The sequence below is a fragment of the Paenibacillus oleatilyticus genome (assembly GCF_018998565.1).
GTDB classification, from domain to species: Bacteria; Bacillota; Bacilli; order Paenibacillales; family NBRC-103111; genus Paenibacillus_G; species Paenibacillus_G oleatilyticus.
Map to the genome: position 1 here is coordinate 45,792 of NZ_JAHNZO010000008.1, position 16,743 is coordinate 62,534.

Annotated in this window: 13 protein-coding genes; 8 read left to right on the plus strand and 5 right to left on the minus strand. The window is 53.2% G+C overall.

Annotated elements, in window-relative coordinates; genetic code table 11:
* Positions 1 to 30 precede the first annotated feature (30 nt).
* Together KQX66_RS12440 and KQX66_RS12445 are read left to right on the plus strand one after the other, a co-directional pair.
* The gene (locus KQX66_RS12440) at positions 31 to 2,733 is read left to right on the plus strand and encodes an endonuclease (protein WP_216792785.1); all 2,703 of its coding nucleotides are present in this window, start codon (positions 31 to 33) and stop codon (positions 2,731 to 2,733) included.
* Positions 2,734 to 2,894: 161 nt separating this feature from the next.
* Positions 2,895 to 3,287 carry a hypothetical protein gene (locus tag KQX66_RS12445; RefSeq protein WP_216792787.1) on the plus strand — a complete coding sequence of 131 codons (393 nt, stop codon included), beginning with the start codon at positions 2,895 to 2,897 and terminating at the stop codon, positions 3,285 to 3,287.
* A gap of 128 nt (positions 3,288 to 3,415) precedes the next feature.
* On the opposite strand, the gene KQX66_RS12450 is transcribed toward KQX66_RS12445, so the two are convergent.
* Positions 3,416 to 3,751 carry a hypothetical protein gene (locus KQX66_RS12450; RefSeq protein ID WP_216792789.1) on the minus strand — a complete coding sequence of 112 codons (336 nt, stop codon included), beginning with the start codon at positions 3,749 to 3,751 and terminating at the stop codon, positions 3,416 to 3,418.
* A 200-nt stretch (positions 3,752 to 3,951) separates the two neighbouring features.
* On the opposite strand from KQX66_RS12450, the gene KQX66_RS12455 reads away from it, so the two are divergent.
* Both KQX66_RS12455 and KQX66_RS12460 read left to right on the plus strand, forming a co-directional pair.
* Positions 3,952 to 5,121, plus strand: coding sequence for an iron-containing alcohol dehydrogenase (locus KQX66_RS12455; RefSeq protein ID WP_216792791.1), 1,170 nt, complete (start codon positions 3,952 to 3,954; stop codon positions 5,119 to 5,121).
* 18 nt (positions 5,122 to 5,139) lie between these two features.
* Positions 5,140 to 6,342 carry an MFS transporter gene (locus KQX66_RS12460; protein WP_216792793.1) on the plus strand — a complete coding sequence of 401 codons (1,203 nt, stop codon included), beginning with the start codon at positions 5,140 to 5,142 and terminating at the stop codon, positions 6,340 to 6,342.
* Between the two features lie 668 nt (positions 6,343 to 7,010).
* On the opposite strand, the gene alr is transcribed toward KQX66_RS12460, so the two are convergent.
* Together alr and ald are read right to left on the minus strand one after the other, a co-directional pair.
* Positions 7,011 to 8,255 carry an alanine racemase gene (gene alr, locus KQX66_RS12465; protein ID WP_253957105.1) on the minus strand — a complete coding sequence of 415 codons (1,245 nt, stop codon included), beginning with the start codon at positions 8,253 to 8,255 and terminating at the stop codon, positions 7,011 to 7,013.
* Between the two features lie 73 nt (positions 8,256 to 8,328).
* Positions 8,329 to 9,459, minus strand: a complete 1,131-nt coding sequence (gene ald, locus KQX66_RS12470) for an alanine dehydrogenase (RefSeq protein WP_216792795.1) — start codon at positions 9,457 to 9,459, stop codon at positions 8,329 to 8,331.
* A 448-nt stretch (positions 9,460 to 9,907) separates the two neighbouring features.
* On the opposite strand from ald, the gene KQX66_RS12475 reads away from it, so the two are divergent.
* Positions 9,908 to 11,320 carry an amino acid permease gene (locus tag KQX66_RS12475; protein ID WP_216792797.1) on the plus strand — a complete coding sequence of 471 codons (1,413 nt, stop codon included), beginning with the start codon at positions 9,908 to 9,910 and terminating at the stop codon, positions 11,318 to 11,320.
* A gap of 19 nt (positions 11,321 to 11,339) precedes the next feature.
* On the opposite strand, the gene KQX66_RS12480 is transcribed toward KQX66_RS12475, so the two are convergent.
* Positions 11,340 to 12,572, minus strand: coding sequence for a PucR family transcriptional regulator (locus tag KQX66_RS12480; protein WP_216792799.1), 1,233 nt, complete (start codon positions 12,570 to 12,572; stop codon positions 11,340 to 11,342).
* Between the two features lie 160 nt (positions 12,573 to 12,732).
* On the opposite strand from KQX66_RS12480, the gene KQX66_RS12485 reads away from it, so the two are divergent.
* Entirely contained in the window at positions 12,733 to 14,052 is a 1,320-nt protein-coding gene (locus KQX66_RS12485) for a Na+/H+ antiporter NhaC family protein (protein WP_216792802.1), read from the plus strand.
* A gap of 41 nt (positions 14,053 to 14,093) precedes the next feature.
* Here KQX66_RS12485 and KQX66_RS12490 read toward each other — a convergent pair whose 3' ends face one another.
* Positions 14,094 to 14,546 (minus strand): GNAT family N-acetyltransferase, encoded by a 453-nt coding sequence (locus KQX66_RS12490; protein WP_216792804.1) that lies wholly within the window; start codon positions 14,544 to 14,546, stop codon positions 14,094 to 14,096.
* A gap of 152 nt (positions 14,547 to 14,698) precedes the next feature.
* Between KQX66_RS12490 and KQX66_RS12495 the strand changes: the two genes are divergently transcribed.
* Positions 14,699 to 15,571: an MBL fold metallo-hydrolase gene (locus KQX66_RS12495; RefSeq protein WP_216792806.1), complete on the plus strand. Its 873-nt coding sequence runs from the start codon at positions 14,699 to 14,701 to the stop codon at positions 15,569 to 15,571.
* Positions 15,572 to 15,956: 385 nt separating this feature from the next.
* Positions 15,957 to 16,733, plus strand: coding sequence for a putative protein N(5)-glutamine methyltransferase (locus KQX66_RS12500; RefSeq protein WP_216793082.1), 777 nt, complete (start codon positions 15,957 to 15,959; stop codon positions 16,731 to 16,733).
* Positions 16,734 to 16,743: the final 10 nt, after the last annotated feature.

The window sequence follows — 16,743 nt, forward strand, 5'->3', positions numbered from 1 at the left end:
GAACCCGAAAAAAGCAAAGGAGGTTACCAAGTGATCGTAGAAAGCCAGTTGCAAGCTGCTAGGGAGAAGCTTTTCCCTTTGCATGATATCGCTCCTTTGTCGTCTGATGATTTTCGCGATTTGGTAAGACGGAGAGCCGTTTCGGTTTTACGTCTGACACCCGATGAACAGGAATGGGTTACCAACGAAGAGCTGAGAAGAGAAACCGAGCGGCTACTGCTTGAGAAAATCAATCGGGAGAGTAATCTTCTGCCTGTTGATTTTTTAATTAAAGGAGTGGAAAGGGCGAAGGCGGTCGGTCGCATCATTACCCCATCCGGTTTGGGAACAGGGTTCCTTATCGATCGGGGAGTGGTCATGACGAACAATCATGTTCTTCACGATATCGAGGAGGCCGGATTAAGCTTCATCGAATTCGACTACGAAGAACACAAGAATGTTGTTAAGGTCAAGCTGAAGCCAAGCGAATTATTCCTTACGGTTAAGGAACTGGACTTTACGATCGTTGCTTGCGAGTCCGCAGGAATCGAGCAAATCACGCCGGTTAAGCTGGTAAGAAATCCAACCACGATTACGCGCGGCGAATACGTCAATATTATTCAGCACCCCAGAGGCCGAAAAAAAGAAATTGCCCTGCAGGACAATACCGTAAGCTACGTGTATGATAAAGTTATTCATTATTCAACGGATACGGAAGCCGGCTCGTCCGGTGCAGCCGTATTCAATAACAAATGGGAGCTGGTCGCCCTTCATCGCTCCGGCTTGAACGAAGCGACGCCGCTAAACGAAGGAGTACGCATTTCCGCTATTGTGAGCAAGCTGATCTCGATGACCCAAAGCGGAGACGCCGGAGCTGCCCGCATCACGAGTACGCTTGAGGACCGCTCGCCTTACTTGGGTTATTACGATGTGGCAGGGTTAATCGATAGTCAAGAAGCGCTGCTCGAAGTCGAAGTGCCTACCTACAAAGGGGATAAACGATTCGCCGACATCGGATTTTGGAATATCGAGCACTTTAACAACACCTCGAATGAGCAAAGAGTCAAGGACGTAGCACGGGTTGTGGGCAATCTGTCCATGGACGTTCTAGGCTTGGTGGAGGTGGAAAGAAGAGCGCTGGACCGCCTTATTGAAGCTATAAAACAACTCAACGGCACGGTAATGAAATATGTTTATCTGGATTCGACCGGAAATCAGGATTTAGCTGTTCTGTATGATACGGCTACGACGGTAGTGGAGCTGAGAGACGATATTAACCGTAAATATCATAATCTGCTTCATTCCACCGTTGCAAACAGGCCTGCTTTTCCACAGCAGCGGGAACCGCTGTTCGCGAAGTGTACCGTGAAGGAAGAAGGCAAGGATGTCGAGTTTCTCATGATTGTCGTTCATCTGAAAGCGATGAGAGACCCCGAAAGCACGGAAAGACGCAAGTTAGCGGCGGAGGTTATATCCGTGATCATCGAGGACTTGAAACGCGACGAAGCGTTTCGGCATCTTCCTATCGTGCTTGGCGGTGATTTGAATGATGATGCAGGCAGTGTTTCTTTATCGCCGATTATGAATTCTCCATCCTTGGTTACGTTAACGCGTGATGATGCGGATGCCGGTCACATTTCTTATTTGGAAGATCCGTTTTCCTTAATCGACCATATCGTCGTGAGCCGGGATATGAACGTCGGCTCTATCCAGCAGGATGATGCGGCCATCGTCAGACTGGACCAAAGCGTGCAGCAGTTTGTAAGAGACATTTCCGACCATGCGCCATTGGTTCTGAGGGTGATTTATCGGGACGAGGAAATGCTGGCGCTGCCGGGATTGCTCCCGCCGTTGCCGGGCGTTCAATTTATGGCCGGCAGCACGCTTGATCGGACGCTGCTTAAACTGCAGTTAAGCCGAAGCCGCCTGGAAAGCGAACGTGTTTATTATGACGAAGAGAAAGACAGGCTGAGTATCGTAGATTATTACCGTTCCGTCAACCTGCGGTCCGGCAGCGGGGAGGAGCTGTTCCGAGATCTTCATCGCCTTCTGCTTCACTCGCATACGAACGTTTTATCTTATGACCGAAGCCGGTCTGAACTGTATTCGCGGGTCGATTTAAGGGAGAACGGAAAGCTTCGGAGTCTCTACTCCAGCCGGGATTTGGATCCCGAACGCTTGATCCTGGAAGACTTTGCATTCGAACAACAAAAGAAGGGGTTTATCGAAACTTTGCCTGATTTTGAACGGATGAATGCAGAAGAACTGCAGCAAATGTTGGACGAAAAGTTCCAATTTAACGTCGAGCATGTCGTGCCCCAGTCCTGGTTCGATAAACGAAACCCTATGCTCGGCGATATACACCACCTGTTCGTCTGCGAAGCGGATTGCAACAGCTTTCGAGGCAACGTCCCGTATTTCGATTTTGCCGACTACACGCCTGAAGCGTATCAAGAAACGATTCGAAACGAATGCGGCAAAAGGGGCGGATTGATCAGATTCGAGCCGGAAAACGGAAAAGGCGAAGCGGCGAGAGCCGTGCTCTATTTCCTGCTCCGCTACCCCGGCAAAATCAACGGGAACCAACGGATCCGGATCGATATCGAGATGCTGCTTGCCTGGCATAGGGAGCATCCGGTTACGATGTATGAGAAGCACAGGAATCGTGCGATCTTTGAGCTGCAAGGAAACCGCAATCCCCTAATCGACTTTTCCGAAGCGGCCGATCGAATTCGTTTTGAGCTGGGGCTCTAAGGCTTCCGTCTTCCCCTAAACGGAAATCCGTACTGATCGGACAGGTGGCGCGGGGAAGCCTTTTATGATATGCTCGCTTCAAGGTCTAAGCTCCGTTCGGATCGGAACGTTCGAGGCAATCCGCCGAACAGCTGCCTACGGCTCTGGGAGGGGGAGAGAGCATGAACGAATTTATCAAGATCAAGGAGCTGGAAGGGGATCTGAAAATTTCTCATAAAAAGAGGGATTTCGGACTAACGGTCTCGACCAAAGAGCTCGTTTTCCAAAAGCCGCATACCAATTATCATATCAAGCTTGAAGATATCATCAGCATCTTGCCGTACGAGCCGCCGTCCGGCGTCCGTCCGATTACGTTCCAAAAAAGCGGCGCCTACGGAAGCGAAACCGTCAGCATGCACTCCGGGATGCCGCATTACCGCCTGTACGTGAAAGAAGCGACGGTGCATAACCGCAGCGGCATATTTCGGCTTGACGGCGCGCAGTTTGTATTGCCGATCTTGCGAGACTTGCTGCTCGCGATTTCCCAGTACGGCGGGCTCAAGAGCATTACTTGACAGCTTTTTCATGCCCGGTCCTGTTGCAGTGCTATGCTGGCAGCAGGGCTTTTTGTGCTGGGGAAAATGGCGAAAACCCGCCGGAACGGGGATTCCGCGGGTTCTGGCGAGCAGATTGTTTTTGAAGCTTAATCTGTCACATAAATAACGTATTCCTTGACCGGTTTTCCGTTCTTTAGCTGGATCAACAGCGAATCGCCATGTACGGTTGCTTCCAGATACCATACGCCTTTCTTTTTGTACACCTTGGCGTTTTCTCCCTGTACTTTGTAGGTATACCCCGAAGCAGAGTATAACTCTCTGACTTCGCCTTTATTCATGTACCAAGGATCTTCGTAGTATGCTTGGCTTCCTGCCGACGGGGAAGCAAAAGCAGGCTCGGTTGCTGCAAAGCTCGCCGTAGGCGAGAGAGCGCTGGCGAAAACGGCTGCGGTCAAGGTTAAGATTGTGAGTGATTTTTTCATATGTCGTTCCTCCTTGATTAAGTGATGTTCGATTGACAATTGCATCATACACCAATTCATGGAAAATTATAGGGTTCTGGAAAATCTTGCAGAAAAGCGGGCATTTCTTGTGAAAAGAATGTCGAATTTCGTATGCTAGTACTGCGGTTCGGTACCTAGTATAATATATAGAATGCATAAGTATTGAAGGAGGAATGACGATGAATTCGTTTGATTTTCATAATCCGACCAAAATCTTGTTCGGTGCGGGCAAGCTGGAGCGGCTGGGCGAGCAGGTAGCGGCCTGCGGCAGCAAAACGGTACTGCTCGTTTATGGCGGCGGAAGCATCAAAAAGACCGGCCTGTACGACCGTGTTCTCGCGCAGCTTGCCAGTGCGGGTGTTCGAACCGTTGAGCTGCCCGGCGTCGAGCCGAATCCCCGGGTTACGACAGTACGCAAGGGAATCGAGCTGTGCCGCGCGGAAGGCGTCGATTTGATTCTGGCCGTAGGCGGGGGCAGCGTAATCGATGCAGCCAAAGCCGTGGCTGTCGGCGTTCCGTATGAAGGAGACGTCTGGGATTTTCTGATGCGAAAAGCGAAAATTACGGCAGCGCTGCCGCTTGGCACGGTGTTGACCTTATCGGCAACGGGCTCCGAAATGAACGGTAATGCCGTCATCACCAACTGGGAAGAAAAGCTGAAGAAATCGTTCGCCAGCATTTATGCTTATCCCAAATTTTCCATTCTGGACCCGACGCTGACGTACTCGGTGCCCGCGGATCAAACGGTGAACGGGATCGTGGACATGATGTCTCACGTCTTCGAGCAATATTTCAGCCTCACGCCGGATACGCCTCTGCAAGAGCGGCTCTGCGAATCGATCCTGCAAACGATCATCGAGAACGGCGAGCGGGCTCTCGCCGAGCCGGAGCATTACGAAGCTCGCGCGAACTTGATGCTGTGCGGCACCTATGCGCTGAACGGCGGCATGATCAGCGTCGGCGTACAGACCGACTGGGCGACGCACGCCATCGAGCACGAGGTGAGCGCAATCTATGATATTGCGCATGCGGCGGGGCTTTCCATTTTGTTCCCGAACTGGATGAAGTATGTGTACCACAGCCGTCCGGACCGGTTCGTGCAGTTTGCCGTCCGGGTGTGGAACATCGATCCCGCAGGCAAAAGCGAAGAAGAAATCGCGTTGGCCGGCATTCAGGCGACGAGGGACTATTTTACGCGCATCGGTGCGCCTGCCCGGTTGGCCGATCTCGGTATTGGAGAGAGTGAAATCGGCCGAATGGCGAAGGAAGCCGTCAAGTTCGGTCCGATCGGATCGTTCAAGGTGCTGCATGAGGACGATGTGAAGGCTATTTTGCAACTAAGCTTATAAGAGGGAAGAAGACTCATCATGAAATCGACAACCGCAGAGCGAATGAACCATACGATCTTTGTGCTGGTTACCTTGCTGTATTGGTGCTCGCTCTATGTTTACGTTCCAATTCTGTCGCCATACCTCGACCATCTGGGCGCCTCCTACACGATGGCCGGGATCGTACTCGGCAGCTACGGTTTGACGCAGATCGTGCTGCGTCTGCCGCTCGGGATCACGTCCGACCGTCTCAAGAGCCGGAAGCCGTTCATTCTGCTCGGTATGCTGTGCACCGCGGCCAGCTGTCTATGCTTCGCCTTGGGCGAGCAGCTTGGCTGGGCGTTCGCCGGCCGCGTGCTATCGGGGGTAGGCGCTTCGACCTGGGTTGCTTTTACCGTCATGTATGCCGGTTTATACCGCGGCGAGCAAGCGACCCGGGCGATGGGCACGATCAGCCTGCTCACCGTCGCCGGGCAGCTTTTCGGCATGAGCATGAGCGGCTACTTGGTTAAATTCGGCGGGTGGAACGCCGCATTCTGGACCGGAGCGGTCATCGGACTGGCCGGACTGGCGCTCGCCTTCCTGCTGAAGGAACCGAAGGAAAGCGGCGACCGGTCGCCGATGCGTTTCACCGACCTCGTGCCGGTGATGAAGGACAGGCTGCTGCTCAAGGTTTCTTCGTTGTCCATTTTGGCGCACAGCGTCTTGTTTATTACGATGTTCGGTTTTACGCCTTCGTACGCCTTATCGCTGGGGGCGGACGAGGCCGGGCTGACGCTGCTTGTATTTGCTTTCATGATTCCGCACGCGGTCAGCTCGTTTATGACCGGCAAAGTATTTGCTCCGCGCTTCGGAGCATGGAACGTCGTGCTGCTCGGCTTTGCGGTCAGCGCCGTATGCTCGGCGGCTACGTCGCTGGTGCCCGGCTTCGGGCTGCTGCTGCTGACGCAGGCGGTTAACGGATTTTTCCAAGGGCTGCATTTCCCGCTGCTTCTGGGGCTCTCGATCCAGCACATTCCGGAACAAAAGAGAGCCACAGCGATGGGGCTGTACCAGGCGGTGTACGCGATCGGCATGTTCGCGGGGCCGTTCTTGGCCGGCGGCTTAAACGAGTTGGCGGGTCTCAAAAGCGGTTTTTATTTGGCCGGGGTATTCGGAGCGATCGCCGTGGGCTTGACCTTGTTCTGGTTCAGGCCCCGCCGTCAGCGGTCGGACGCCTCGCAGCCATCGCTTAGCAGATAGCGCGTATAGAAATCAGGCTGTCGAGAAATTTTCGACAGCCATTTTTATTAGATGAAAAGGAGGGCCAAGCGTCTTTTAGAAATATGCTACCGCATCCGGACGAGTAACTACACTTTTTATACAAGCTGCGCATCTACTAACTAATGGAAAACTTCCGGAAGAGGTGATTCTATGGCTTGTGGTTGTGGCCGTTCAGTGCGAAAAGGGAAGGCTAAGGCAGCGAAGCGGGTAACCGCTCAATCGAGTTCTTGTCCTTGTCAAGTCAATAATGCGGGGCTCAGGTTTCGAAGCAAAAAAGGGAATCTGCTTACGTTTGAAGTCATCTTTAGCTCCAAATGCACTCCATGTACGAGCAGCCCCCTCATTACGTTCTCGATTCCCAAAGTGTTCCGCGGCAAAGCGCGTATCGTTAAAGTTAATCAAGTGTTCGTTACTGTAGCTGCAACCTCTCTTGCCGACTTTGTGCTGGCGGCCAAAGTTCAGAACCGCTGCATCAGACCATTGTCCGAACGAAAATGCGTGTTCAAAGTCGTGTCATCTTGCTCGCAAACCAGAAAGCTCCGAATCATTAACGGACAACGGGTCGACGGTTTTTGCCTGACCTAGAACGAGTTTGAAAATACAACGAAACGGGCAGGGGAGACCCTGCCCGTTTGTCGTACCGTCTGTCATATAAAGCGCGTGGATATTGTCCGGCCTTCCTTCACATAAACCCGGGGAACCCGGGCGCCGATGCCGCATACAATCTCGTAATGGATCGTATGAGAATGGCTTGCGACATCGGCGGCGGTCACTTTGTCTTCCGGCGTACCGAAAAGCAAGACTTCGTCGCCGGGCTTCGCGTCCGGAATCGCGGTAACGTCGAGCATCAACTGATCCATGCAGATCGTTCCGGCGATCGGCGCAGACTGCCCGTGTACTGTTGCGCTTCCTTTGTTGGAGAGCGCCCGCGGCATACCGTCTGCATATCCGATCGGCACCGTAGCGATTCTGGTATCTTGATCGGAGGCAAACGTGCACCCGTAGCTGACCGGCTCCAACGCCGGAACATCCTTAAGCGATACGATTCGCGATAGGAGCCGCATGGCCGGCTTGAGGGGAGCGCCTGCGATAACGCCTCTTACCGACGGCTTCAAGCCGTACAAGCCGATTCCGACACGCACCATGTCCAAGTGCATATGCGGATAAGCAATGGTTGCGGCGGTGTTGCAGCAATGCCACAGAGGAACGGGGATACCGGCTTCCTCAAAAGCACCGCGAAATTCGAGAAACCTCGCAAATTGCAGTTCCGTGTATGCCGGACTCGGATGGTCCGCATTGGCAAAATGCGTAAATACACCCTCCAGCGTCACATAAGGGCTCTCGTTCGCACGGCGGGCGAGTTGCAGCGCAGCATCTGGCGTCGTAACCCCGAGCCGGTTCATCCCGGTCTCGATCTTGAGGTGAATCCGGGCTGCCCGACCCAAGCTCTCCGCTTCGCGCATCACCGTGTCGAGCGCCTCGTCGCTAAATACCGTCAGCGTCACATCGGCCGCCACGGCCTCCCGGATCGCTTCCGGGGGCGTGTAGCCGAGCACAAGGATCGGGGCGGCAATGCCCGCCGACCGCAGGCGGAGAGCCTCATCCAGAAAAGCGACTCCGAGGCGGTCCGCACCGGAGCTCAGTGCCGTCCTGGCGGTTTCCACCGCGCCGTGGCCGTACCCGTTCGCTTTGACCACCGCCATCCACTGGCAGCCGGGCTGGAGAAGCGACTTGAAATACGTCGCGTTCGAGGCGATGGCGTCGAGCGAGATTTCCGCCAGCGTCGGACGGTGACTGAAGCTGCCGTCCCAATCGGCGTAGTCCGGCTCGGGCATAATCGAACGGGGGAGCTCTTCGTGCGGATTCATAATCCTATCGTTCCTTGTGTGCATGGTGTGCTGCTCCTTCGTGGTGATTTGCTGAATAAATAATAATCTCCCCCGAGGGCGGGGGAGTTTTGCTTATTTATCGGCTGGATACGGTTTCCAACGCTTTGTCTGCAGGCACATAGTCGTAATTCAGATCCTTCGCTACCGCTTCGTACGTGATGGCGCCGCCTGCTGTGGTGAGACCTTTGGCCAAGGCCGGGCTGTCGGCAATCGCTTGTTTCACGCCTTTATTCGCGATTTGCAGCGCGTACGGAATCGTCACGTTCGTCAGGGCGATGGTGGAGGTGTTCGGAACCGCACCCGGCATATTGGCTACCGCATAGTGGACTACGCCGTGCTTGACATACGTAGGCGCATCATGGGTCGTGATCCGGTCAACTGTTGCGAAAATTCCGCCCTGATCAATGGCAACGTCGACAACAACGGAGCCCGAAGACATGCTGCGCACCATATCTTCGCTAACCAGCTTAGGCGCTTTGGCTCCCGGAATGAGCACCGCTCCGATGACGAGATCGGATTGACGGACCGCTTGGGCAATGTTATACGGATTGGACATAAGCGTCTGAATTTGCGGACCGAACTGATCGTCAAGCTGACGAAGCCGGTCTGCGCTCAAATCGATGACCGTTACATCCGCGCCTAAGCCGACAGCGATTTTCGCCGCGTTCGCGCCGACTACGCCGCCGCCGATGACCGTCACTTTCGCCCGCTGTACTCCGGGCACGCCGGCGAGCAGCACGCCTTTTCCGCCATACGGCTTCTCCAGGAACTGCGCTCCGATTTGCGTTGCCATCCGGCCGGCAACCTCGCTCATCGGCGTCAACAGCGGGAGCGTACGGTTGACTTCAACCGTTTCATAAGCAATGGAAACGACACCCGATTTCGTCAAGGCCGCGGCCAATTCCGCATCGGCTGCCAGGTGCAGGTAGGTGAATAAGATCAAGCCTTCCCGGAAATATCCGTATTCGGAAGAAAGCGGTTCTTTGACCTTGATAATCATTTGGGATTTTTCCCAAACCTCTTGCGCGGCATCGGCGATCAAGGCTCCGGCTGCCGCATATTGCTCGTCCGTAAAGCCGCTGCCAAGGCCGGCTCCTTTTTCAATATACACGCTATGACCCGCCTGCACAACTGTAGACACGCCGGCAGGCGTAATAGCCACGCGGTTTTCATTGTTTTTAATTTCTTTCGGCACGCCGATAATCATTATTGCCATCTCCCTCGATATTGTGATTGGAACGTTTCGGTAAGCTGAGTATATCGAACAAATCCGGCGTTTTTCTTCGTGAAACGAGCTGAAAAGAATTGGATGCTTTTGTGTTTTTTCACAAAACGTAAGCGTTTTCTAAGGTGGGACGGGCCATTTTGTGTAATATCACAAATCGGTTTGATCATTTTTGAGCAACAAGACAAATGCAGACGGGAACGAGTGTGCTACGATTTAGACATTAATTCGTCACAAAAGCGAATGTAAGCGCATACTGTTGTTCCGGCGTAAGTTTTTGGTAAAATAATAGGCACAGTCTTTTCGCCGGGCGTATCGGCTTGCGGCAGATTCATAAGGAGGGAAACAACAGACAGAAGCAAGTCTCTATCCTTTGAGGCACGAATCATGCAAACACAAGCCTGGAAATTAACTATGGAGGAGATTTTTTGTGAAAAACAACAATGAATTGAAACGGGGACTGGAGCAAAAGCACATTACACTAATGTCGCTTGGCGCGGCAATCGGCGTCGGCTTGTTTCTGGGGTCCGCATCGGCAATTAAGGTAGCCGGACCTGCGATACTGATCGGCTACATGATCGGTGGGCTGGCGATGTTCTTCATTATGCGGGCGCTGGGGGAGATGGCCGTTCAGAAGCCGGTGGCCGGTTCGTTCAGCCGCTATGCCCGGGAATATATGAGTCCTGTATTCGGCTTTTTGACAGGATGGAACTATTGGTTTATTTGGGTCGTGACGTGTATGGCCGAAATTACCGCCGTCGGGATCTATATGGAGTATTGGTTCCCGGGAGTGCCTAGGTGGATTTGGGCGCTGGCGGCGCTGGTCATCATGAGCCTGGTCAACCTGATTGCCGTTAAAGTCTACGGCGAGCTGGAGTTTTGGTTCGCTTTGATCAAAATCATCACCATTATCTTCATGATCGTTGTCGGCGTGGGCATGATCGTATTCGGTCTGGGGAATGGCGGCATCGCCGTTGGAATCAGCAACTTGTGGAGTCATGGAGGCTTTTTTGCAAATGGCTGGTCGGGTGTGCTGCTGGCTATGCAGATGATCATGTTCGCTTATTTGGGAATCGAAATGATCGGGGTAACGGCCGGTGAAGTCAAGGACCCTGCGAAAGCGCTCACAAGAGCGATCGACAACGTGTTCTGGCGCATTCTCATCTTCTACGTCGGCGCGCTGTTCGTCATCATGTCGATTTATCCGTGGACGGAAATCGGTCTCAAGGGCAGCCCGTTCGTCATGACCTTCGAGAAGCTGGGCATTCCATACGCCGCAGGCATCATCAACTTCGTCGTGCTGACTGCCGCGCTTTCGTCTTGCAACAGCGGCATTTTCAGCAACGGCCGCATGCTGTACAATTTGGCGCAGCAGGGGGAGGCGCCTGCAAGCTTTGAGAAGGTATCCCGTTCCGGTGTTCCGGCTCGTGCGATTGTTGTATCCGCGTTCTTCCTGTTGATCGGCGTCGTGCTCAATTACATCGTTCCGGAAAAAGCGTTTACCATGGTTACCAGCATCGCTACATTTGCGGTCATTTGGGTATGGGGGGTCATTCTGATCTCGCAAATCCGCTTCCGCAAGAAGCTTTCGGCCGATCAAGCCGCCAAGCTGATTTACAAAATGCCGTTTGCGCCGTACAGCTCTTACCTCGTGCTTGCATTTCTTGTATTCGTGGTCGGGATCATGGCTTACTCCCCGGATACCCGGATTGCACTGATAGTCGGTCCGATATGGTATGCGATTCTGCTCGTGGTTTATTACGTGAAAAAGAAAAAAAGCGCCTCCCCGGCCGGAACGAACGGCATGGAAGGACGCGTAGATGACGGCGCGACGCAGGTATAGTCTAATCGAACGGAATGGATCAGGAGGACATGAGCTTATTGGTCTTTAGATCGATGTAAAGCGCCACCTTCTGGTCCATGCTTTTTAAGTCGATCTCGCCAATTTCGGCAATCCGGGACAGACGATAGTTCATCGTATTTGTGTGGATATGCAGTGCGGCAGCGGCCTCCTTGGCATTGCTGTCGTGCATTAGAAATGTCTCCAGCGTGTCCAGCAGATTCGTATGATGGTCCCGGTCGTATTCTTTAAGCCGCTGCAAATGGCGGTTCACCATCCGGTGGGACTGCTTGTATTCAAAAATAGGGGGCAGGAACCGGTAAAAGCCCAAGTCTTCGTAATGGTGAATTTTCGTTTGGTTCGGGAACAGCTTCTTCAGGCGCAGCAGCGTGAGCGCTTCGCGGTAGCTCGTCTCGACCTTGCCGTAATCCTCGTACAGAGAGCCGCAGGCTGAGGCCATGGCAGACACGCGAAACCGATCGTGCATCTGCTTGCCAAAATGATTGATAAAGCTGCCGGCATGCTCTTTCCAAGACGTCGATTCGGAAGGGGAAGCGAGCAGAATGAAGTGATGGTGATCCGCGGCATGACATACGACGGAAATGCGCTGCGTCACCGACATCAGATAGCGGATTTGCTGGAGCCGATGATCATCGATCGATTCGGGAAATTCGAACACCATGACGTAAAAAGCGGGTGGCAGCGTCAAATGGATTTGATCCGCTTTGTCCCGGACCGCCGCTTCGGTGGTCAGATGTCCCGTAAGCAGCTGCCAGAAAAACTCCTGATAGCCTTCCTCCTGCTTGCGCTTGCGCGTTTGAATCTGCAGGAGCTTTTGTTTGGCCGTTTGCGCGGCCTTTTTTAATTGCTGTATGCCGTTATCGTCGATGGGCTTCTCCACTTCAAGCGCCCAAATATATCCAAGAACTTCCTCGTCTTTGCGAATGGCGACGGCGACGCGGTCTCCAAGGCCGATATCCGTAATGGACGCGATCCGGACCGGCTCGTCGCTCTTCATGAGCTGCGGAATAACCCCTTGCCTCCACAAGCTTTGCACGACCTTCTCGGGCACCCGCCGGCCGATGATGGTCGCGATGCGGGCTTCGTCCGTCTGGCGGTCGTGCGTGCTGTAAGCGACAAGCCGATGATTGGCGTCTTCAATCGTAACCGGGCAGCGAAGCACCTCGCTAATGGTTTCGGCTAACGTTTCCAGACTGTCGAAATGCTGATCGAAGGGCCCTTTTTCGGCGGTCATGCTTCATTTCTCCTTTTTAAAGTTTCGGGTGGCAGCGGTACCATTTTAACTATAAACAAATTTTTTTGTCATGGGAATCCCCGAAGGGGGATCAAAATTTAACTGTATCGTGATATAATGGACGAACACACATTCTCATAGAAATAGAAAGGGATTTTTCATGTCGTTTCGTCAGCTTGTAATCATTGTAGGAATTACCGTGCTTGGCATCGCTGCGGCTTATATGGTCCAAATTCCGGTCGTCTTCGGCTTTTCGGCAGGGCTGCTGGCCCTTATTCTGATTTCGCTCCACAGCGGAATCAGAGGAAAGGAGCTTGGCGCCGGAATATGGGAAGGCGTTCGCCGCACCAAGGAAGTCGTCTGGCTTCTGCTGCTCGTCGGCATGATTCTTCCTTGCTGGGCGGTCAGCGGCACGGTGGACGAACTGGTTCGATGGGCGCTTGCCGTCGTACAGCCGCAGTTTGCGCTGACCTTTTCGTTTCTGATCTGCGCGTTCGTGTCGATGATTCTCGGGACTTCGACCGGGACGCTCAGCGCGGTCGGCGTTCCGCTCATCGGGATGGCAATCCATGTGGGCGTTCCGCTGCCGTACGTGGCCGGGGCCGTCGTCTCCGGCATTTTTGTCGGTGACCGTACGTCGCCTTTTTCCAGTGCGCACCAGTTGATCGCGGCTTCGACGGAAACGTCCATCCCGCGGCAATGGCGGGCGATGGCTCCGACCTCGGCGCTTGCTGTGCTTGCTTCGCTGGCCTTCTACGGGTGGCTCGATCTGCGGACGGCGAAGGGTCCGGTGGAGCAGTCGGCTAACCTCATTCCTTCCGATCTTGGTGAATCGCTCGTGCTGCTGATCCCGATTCTCGTTCTTCTCGGCTCGATCGTGCTGCGGCTGAAGACGAAATACGGATTTCTGTTATCGATTGCCGCCGCTATTATTGTAGGAAGCCTGCAAAAAGGGGTAGGGCCGGCCGCTTGGCTGAAAGCGATGTGGAGCGGGGCGGAGCATTCGATTGTCGAAGGCAAGGGATTGCTGAGCATGATCAGCCTTGTCTCGCTTATTGTGCTGGCCGGTGCGTTCAACGGCATTCTGGAACGGTCGAACCTGATTGGCGCGTACATCGAGCGGATGATGGGGGAAATGCCTTCGCTGGCTTCCGCCACATGGCGTACAGGAGCGTTCGGTTTGGTCCTTTGTCTGATCTCCTGCACGCAGACGCTGCCGATTATCATGTCCGGCCGTAACATTTTGCCGCTGTGGAACCGCCGGTTCAGCTCCGCGCACCTCTCGCGCGTCATTGCCGATACGAGCGCCGTTCTGGCCGCGGCCGTACCGTGGAATTTGCTGGCCGTGCTGTGCAGCACGTTTGTCGGCGTGCCGGTGGAGCAGTATTTGCCTTTTGCGATTTTTTTGTGGAGCCTGCCGCTATGCACTTATTTATATTCCGGTTATCTGGATCGTGCGAAAGTAAGTGTAAAAGCCTGAGTTATCAGGCTTTTTTGTTAATAATTGTTAAGAAGCTTTTCTTATAAATCTTGCGAGAGACGCACCATATCGATCACCTGCATCCCGTTCTCATAAATCGGCTCCTCGTAATGCCGGATGAAAAAGTCTCTGTCGATCCAGGTCATGCGGAAGCCGCACTTCTGATACAGAGCGAGCTGACCGACGCTTGAATTGCCGGTGCCGATTTCAATCGTTTTATACCCAAGCTGCCTCGCGGTTTCGATCGCGTGGTTGACCAGCTTTTTGCCAATGCCTTGGCCTTGATGGCGCTCATCAACGGCGATATTGACGATTTCGACGGTTTCGGGTCTGGTGGGCAGAAGAACGTAGACGCCGAGAATAAGCTCTTCCGCTTTGGCGACATAGCATTGGCCTCTTTGAATGTATTCTTCAACCAGCTTCGGGGAAGGGTCGGCTAATAACAGCAAATCCATTGGAGGCTGCTCATGGGATGCTAGGTTTACAATATTCATACGATCACTCCTGGAAAGTTAAAAAATAGCAGTTTCTTCACATAACATTCGGTAAGCCTCCGCCCGGTTCCTTCTTTTTGCTCATAATTGGTTGAAAGTTTCCGCATACTAACGAATAAATAAACAAACAGCCTTATGGTAAAGGAGAACCTATGACGGAACCGAAAACGGATCAAGCAATTGAAAATCCATTGGACCACCGGTACATTCCGATCACTTCCGTCAAAAGCGGAGCATTGCAGACGGTGGCGGAGCGGGTCTCCTGTTTGACCGTCCAGGTGGTGAATGTATGCTTCATCGGGAATCGCGAACCGGCTGACGGATGGGTACTCGTAGACGCCGGAATGCCGGATTCCGCCGAAACGATCCAACAAGCGGTTCGGGAGCAGTTCGGAGAACACAGCAAACCGAAGGCAATCGTGCTGACTCATGGTCATTTCGACCATGTGGGCGCCGTTGTCGAGCTGGCGGAGGCCTGGCAGGTTCCGGTATACGCCCATGAGCTGGAGCTGCCATATATAACCGGACGACAAAGCTATCCGGACCCCGACGCGTCCGTCGAAGGCGGACTGCTTGCCAAGCTGTCGCCTTTGTTTCCGAACGAGCCGGTCAACTTGGGCAAGCATGTCCGAACGCTTCCCTCCGGCGGTATGATTCCCGGACTGCCGGAGTGGCGCTGGATTCCGACGCCCGGTCATTCGCCCGGCCATGTTTCGCTGTTCCGGGAAGCCGACCGCACGTTGATCGTCGGCGACGCTTTCGTCACGGTACGGCAAGATTCCCTGTTTAAAGTGATTTTGCAATATGAAGAGATTTGCGGCCCTCCCCGTTATTTTACGACGGATTGGAAGGCGGCTAAGGAATCCGTACAGAGACTGGAAGCGCTGAAGCCCACGGCCGCTGTGACGGGGCATGGGGTGCCGGTATTCGGCGACGAGCTTGCCAGGGGGCTCGCGAGGCTGTCCGATCAATTCGATCGTGTGGCTGTTCCGGATTATGGACGCTATGTTGACCGGATACATTGAACGTATCGTTGTGGCTGGCAGACGGATCAAAGAGAGCCCATCCCCTTATGGCGATGGGTTTATTTACTTTTCATAATTTGGAGCAGAGTCAGAAATCCGCGGTTGGAGACCATGGATTAATGGTGGCGAGATTATCAACCGGGGCATCCTCACGACTTTATTAATTCGATCTATTTAGCTAAAACCTGTTACGCGATCTGATTCATGAAACAGACAATCTAGTGAAAAGTAAAGGTCTGTTGAACTAAGAGCAGGATAGTTTAAATATAAGCGTATTCTACATTTTAAGAAACAGCGATAACATGTAGACTGATGATGATACAAAATTCATGCCAAAGTAGGATGATATGTGGATTATCTTGAAGATGGAAGTACCGATTGGCAAATGATCGTTAGGAAGCTTCGCGCTGCCGGTTGTGTTTTTGCAGAGGAGGAGGCCAGGTTGCTTATGTCTTCTTCGAACAATTCCAGTGAGCTCGCCAAACTGGTGGATCGCAGAATTGCTGGTTTTCCTCTTGAACACATTATCGGGTGGGCGGATTTCTGTGGTTTGCGGATTAAGTTGGAACCCGGCATCTTCGTGCCCCGGCAACGGACCGAATTTTTAGTCCGGCAGGCCGTGGCCCTTACTCGACCAGGAGACGTCGTAGTAGACATGTGCTGCGGTTCCGGAGCTTTGGGCGCAGCATTAGCCGCTTTTACGGAACGTATTGAATTGCATGCGGTTGATATCGACCCTGCTGCAGTACGGTGTGCCCGTCGTAATATTCATTTGGACAAGGGCTTTGTGTATGAAGGGGATCTCTACGATCCGCTCCCTGTTCAACTTTATAACCGCGTCAATGTTATTATAGCTAATGCCCCATACGTACCTACCGAGGCAATAAAATTCATGGCGACGGAAGCCCGCGTCCACGAGGCACGCATTGCGCTTGATGGAGGAGCCGATGGACTTGAAATCCAACGAAGAATAGTAGCGGAAGCTCCTCTCTGGCTTGCAAAGGGCGGCTATCTACTAGTCGAAACGAGCGAGAAGCAAGCGCCGTTGACGGCCGAACTCTTTGCTCAATACGGATTGATTTCAAAATGGGTTCGTTCCGAAGAACAGGACGCCAATGTTATCATCGGATGCCGAACAGATGGGGTTTTTCTGGAATATTGACCGACGACTT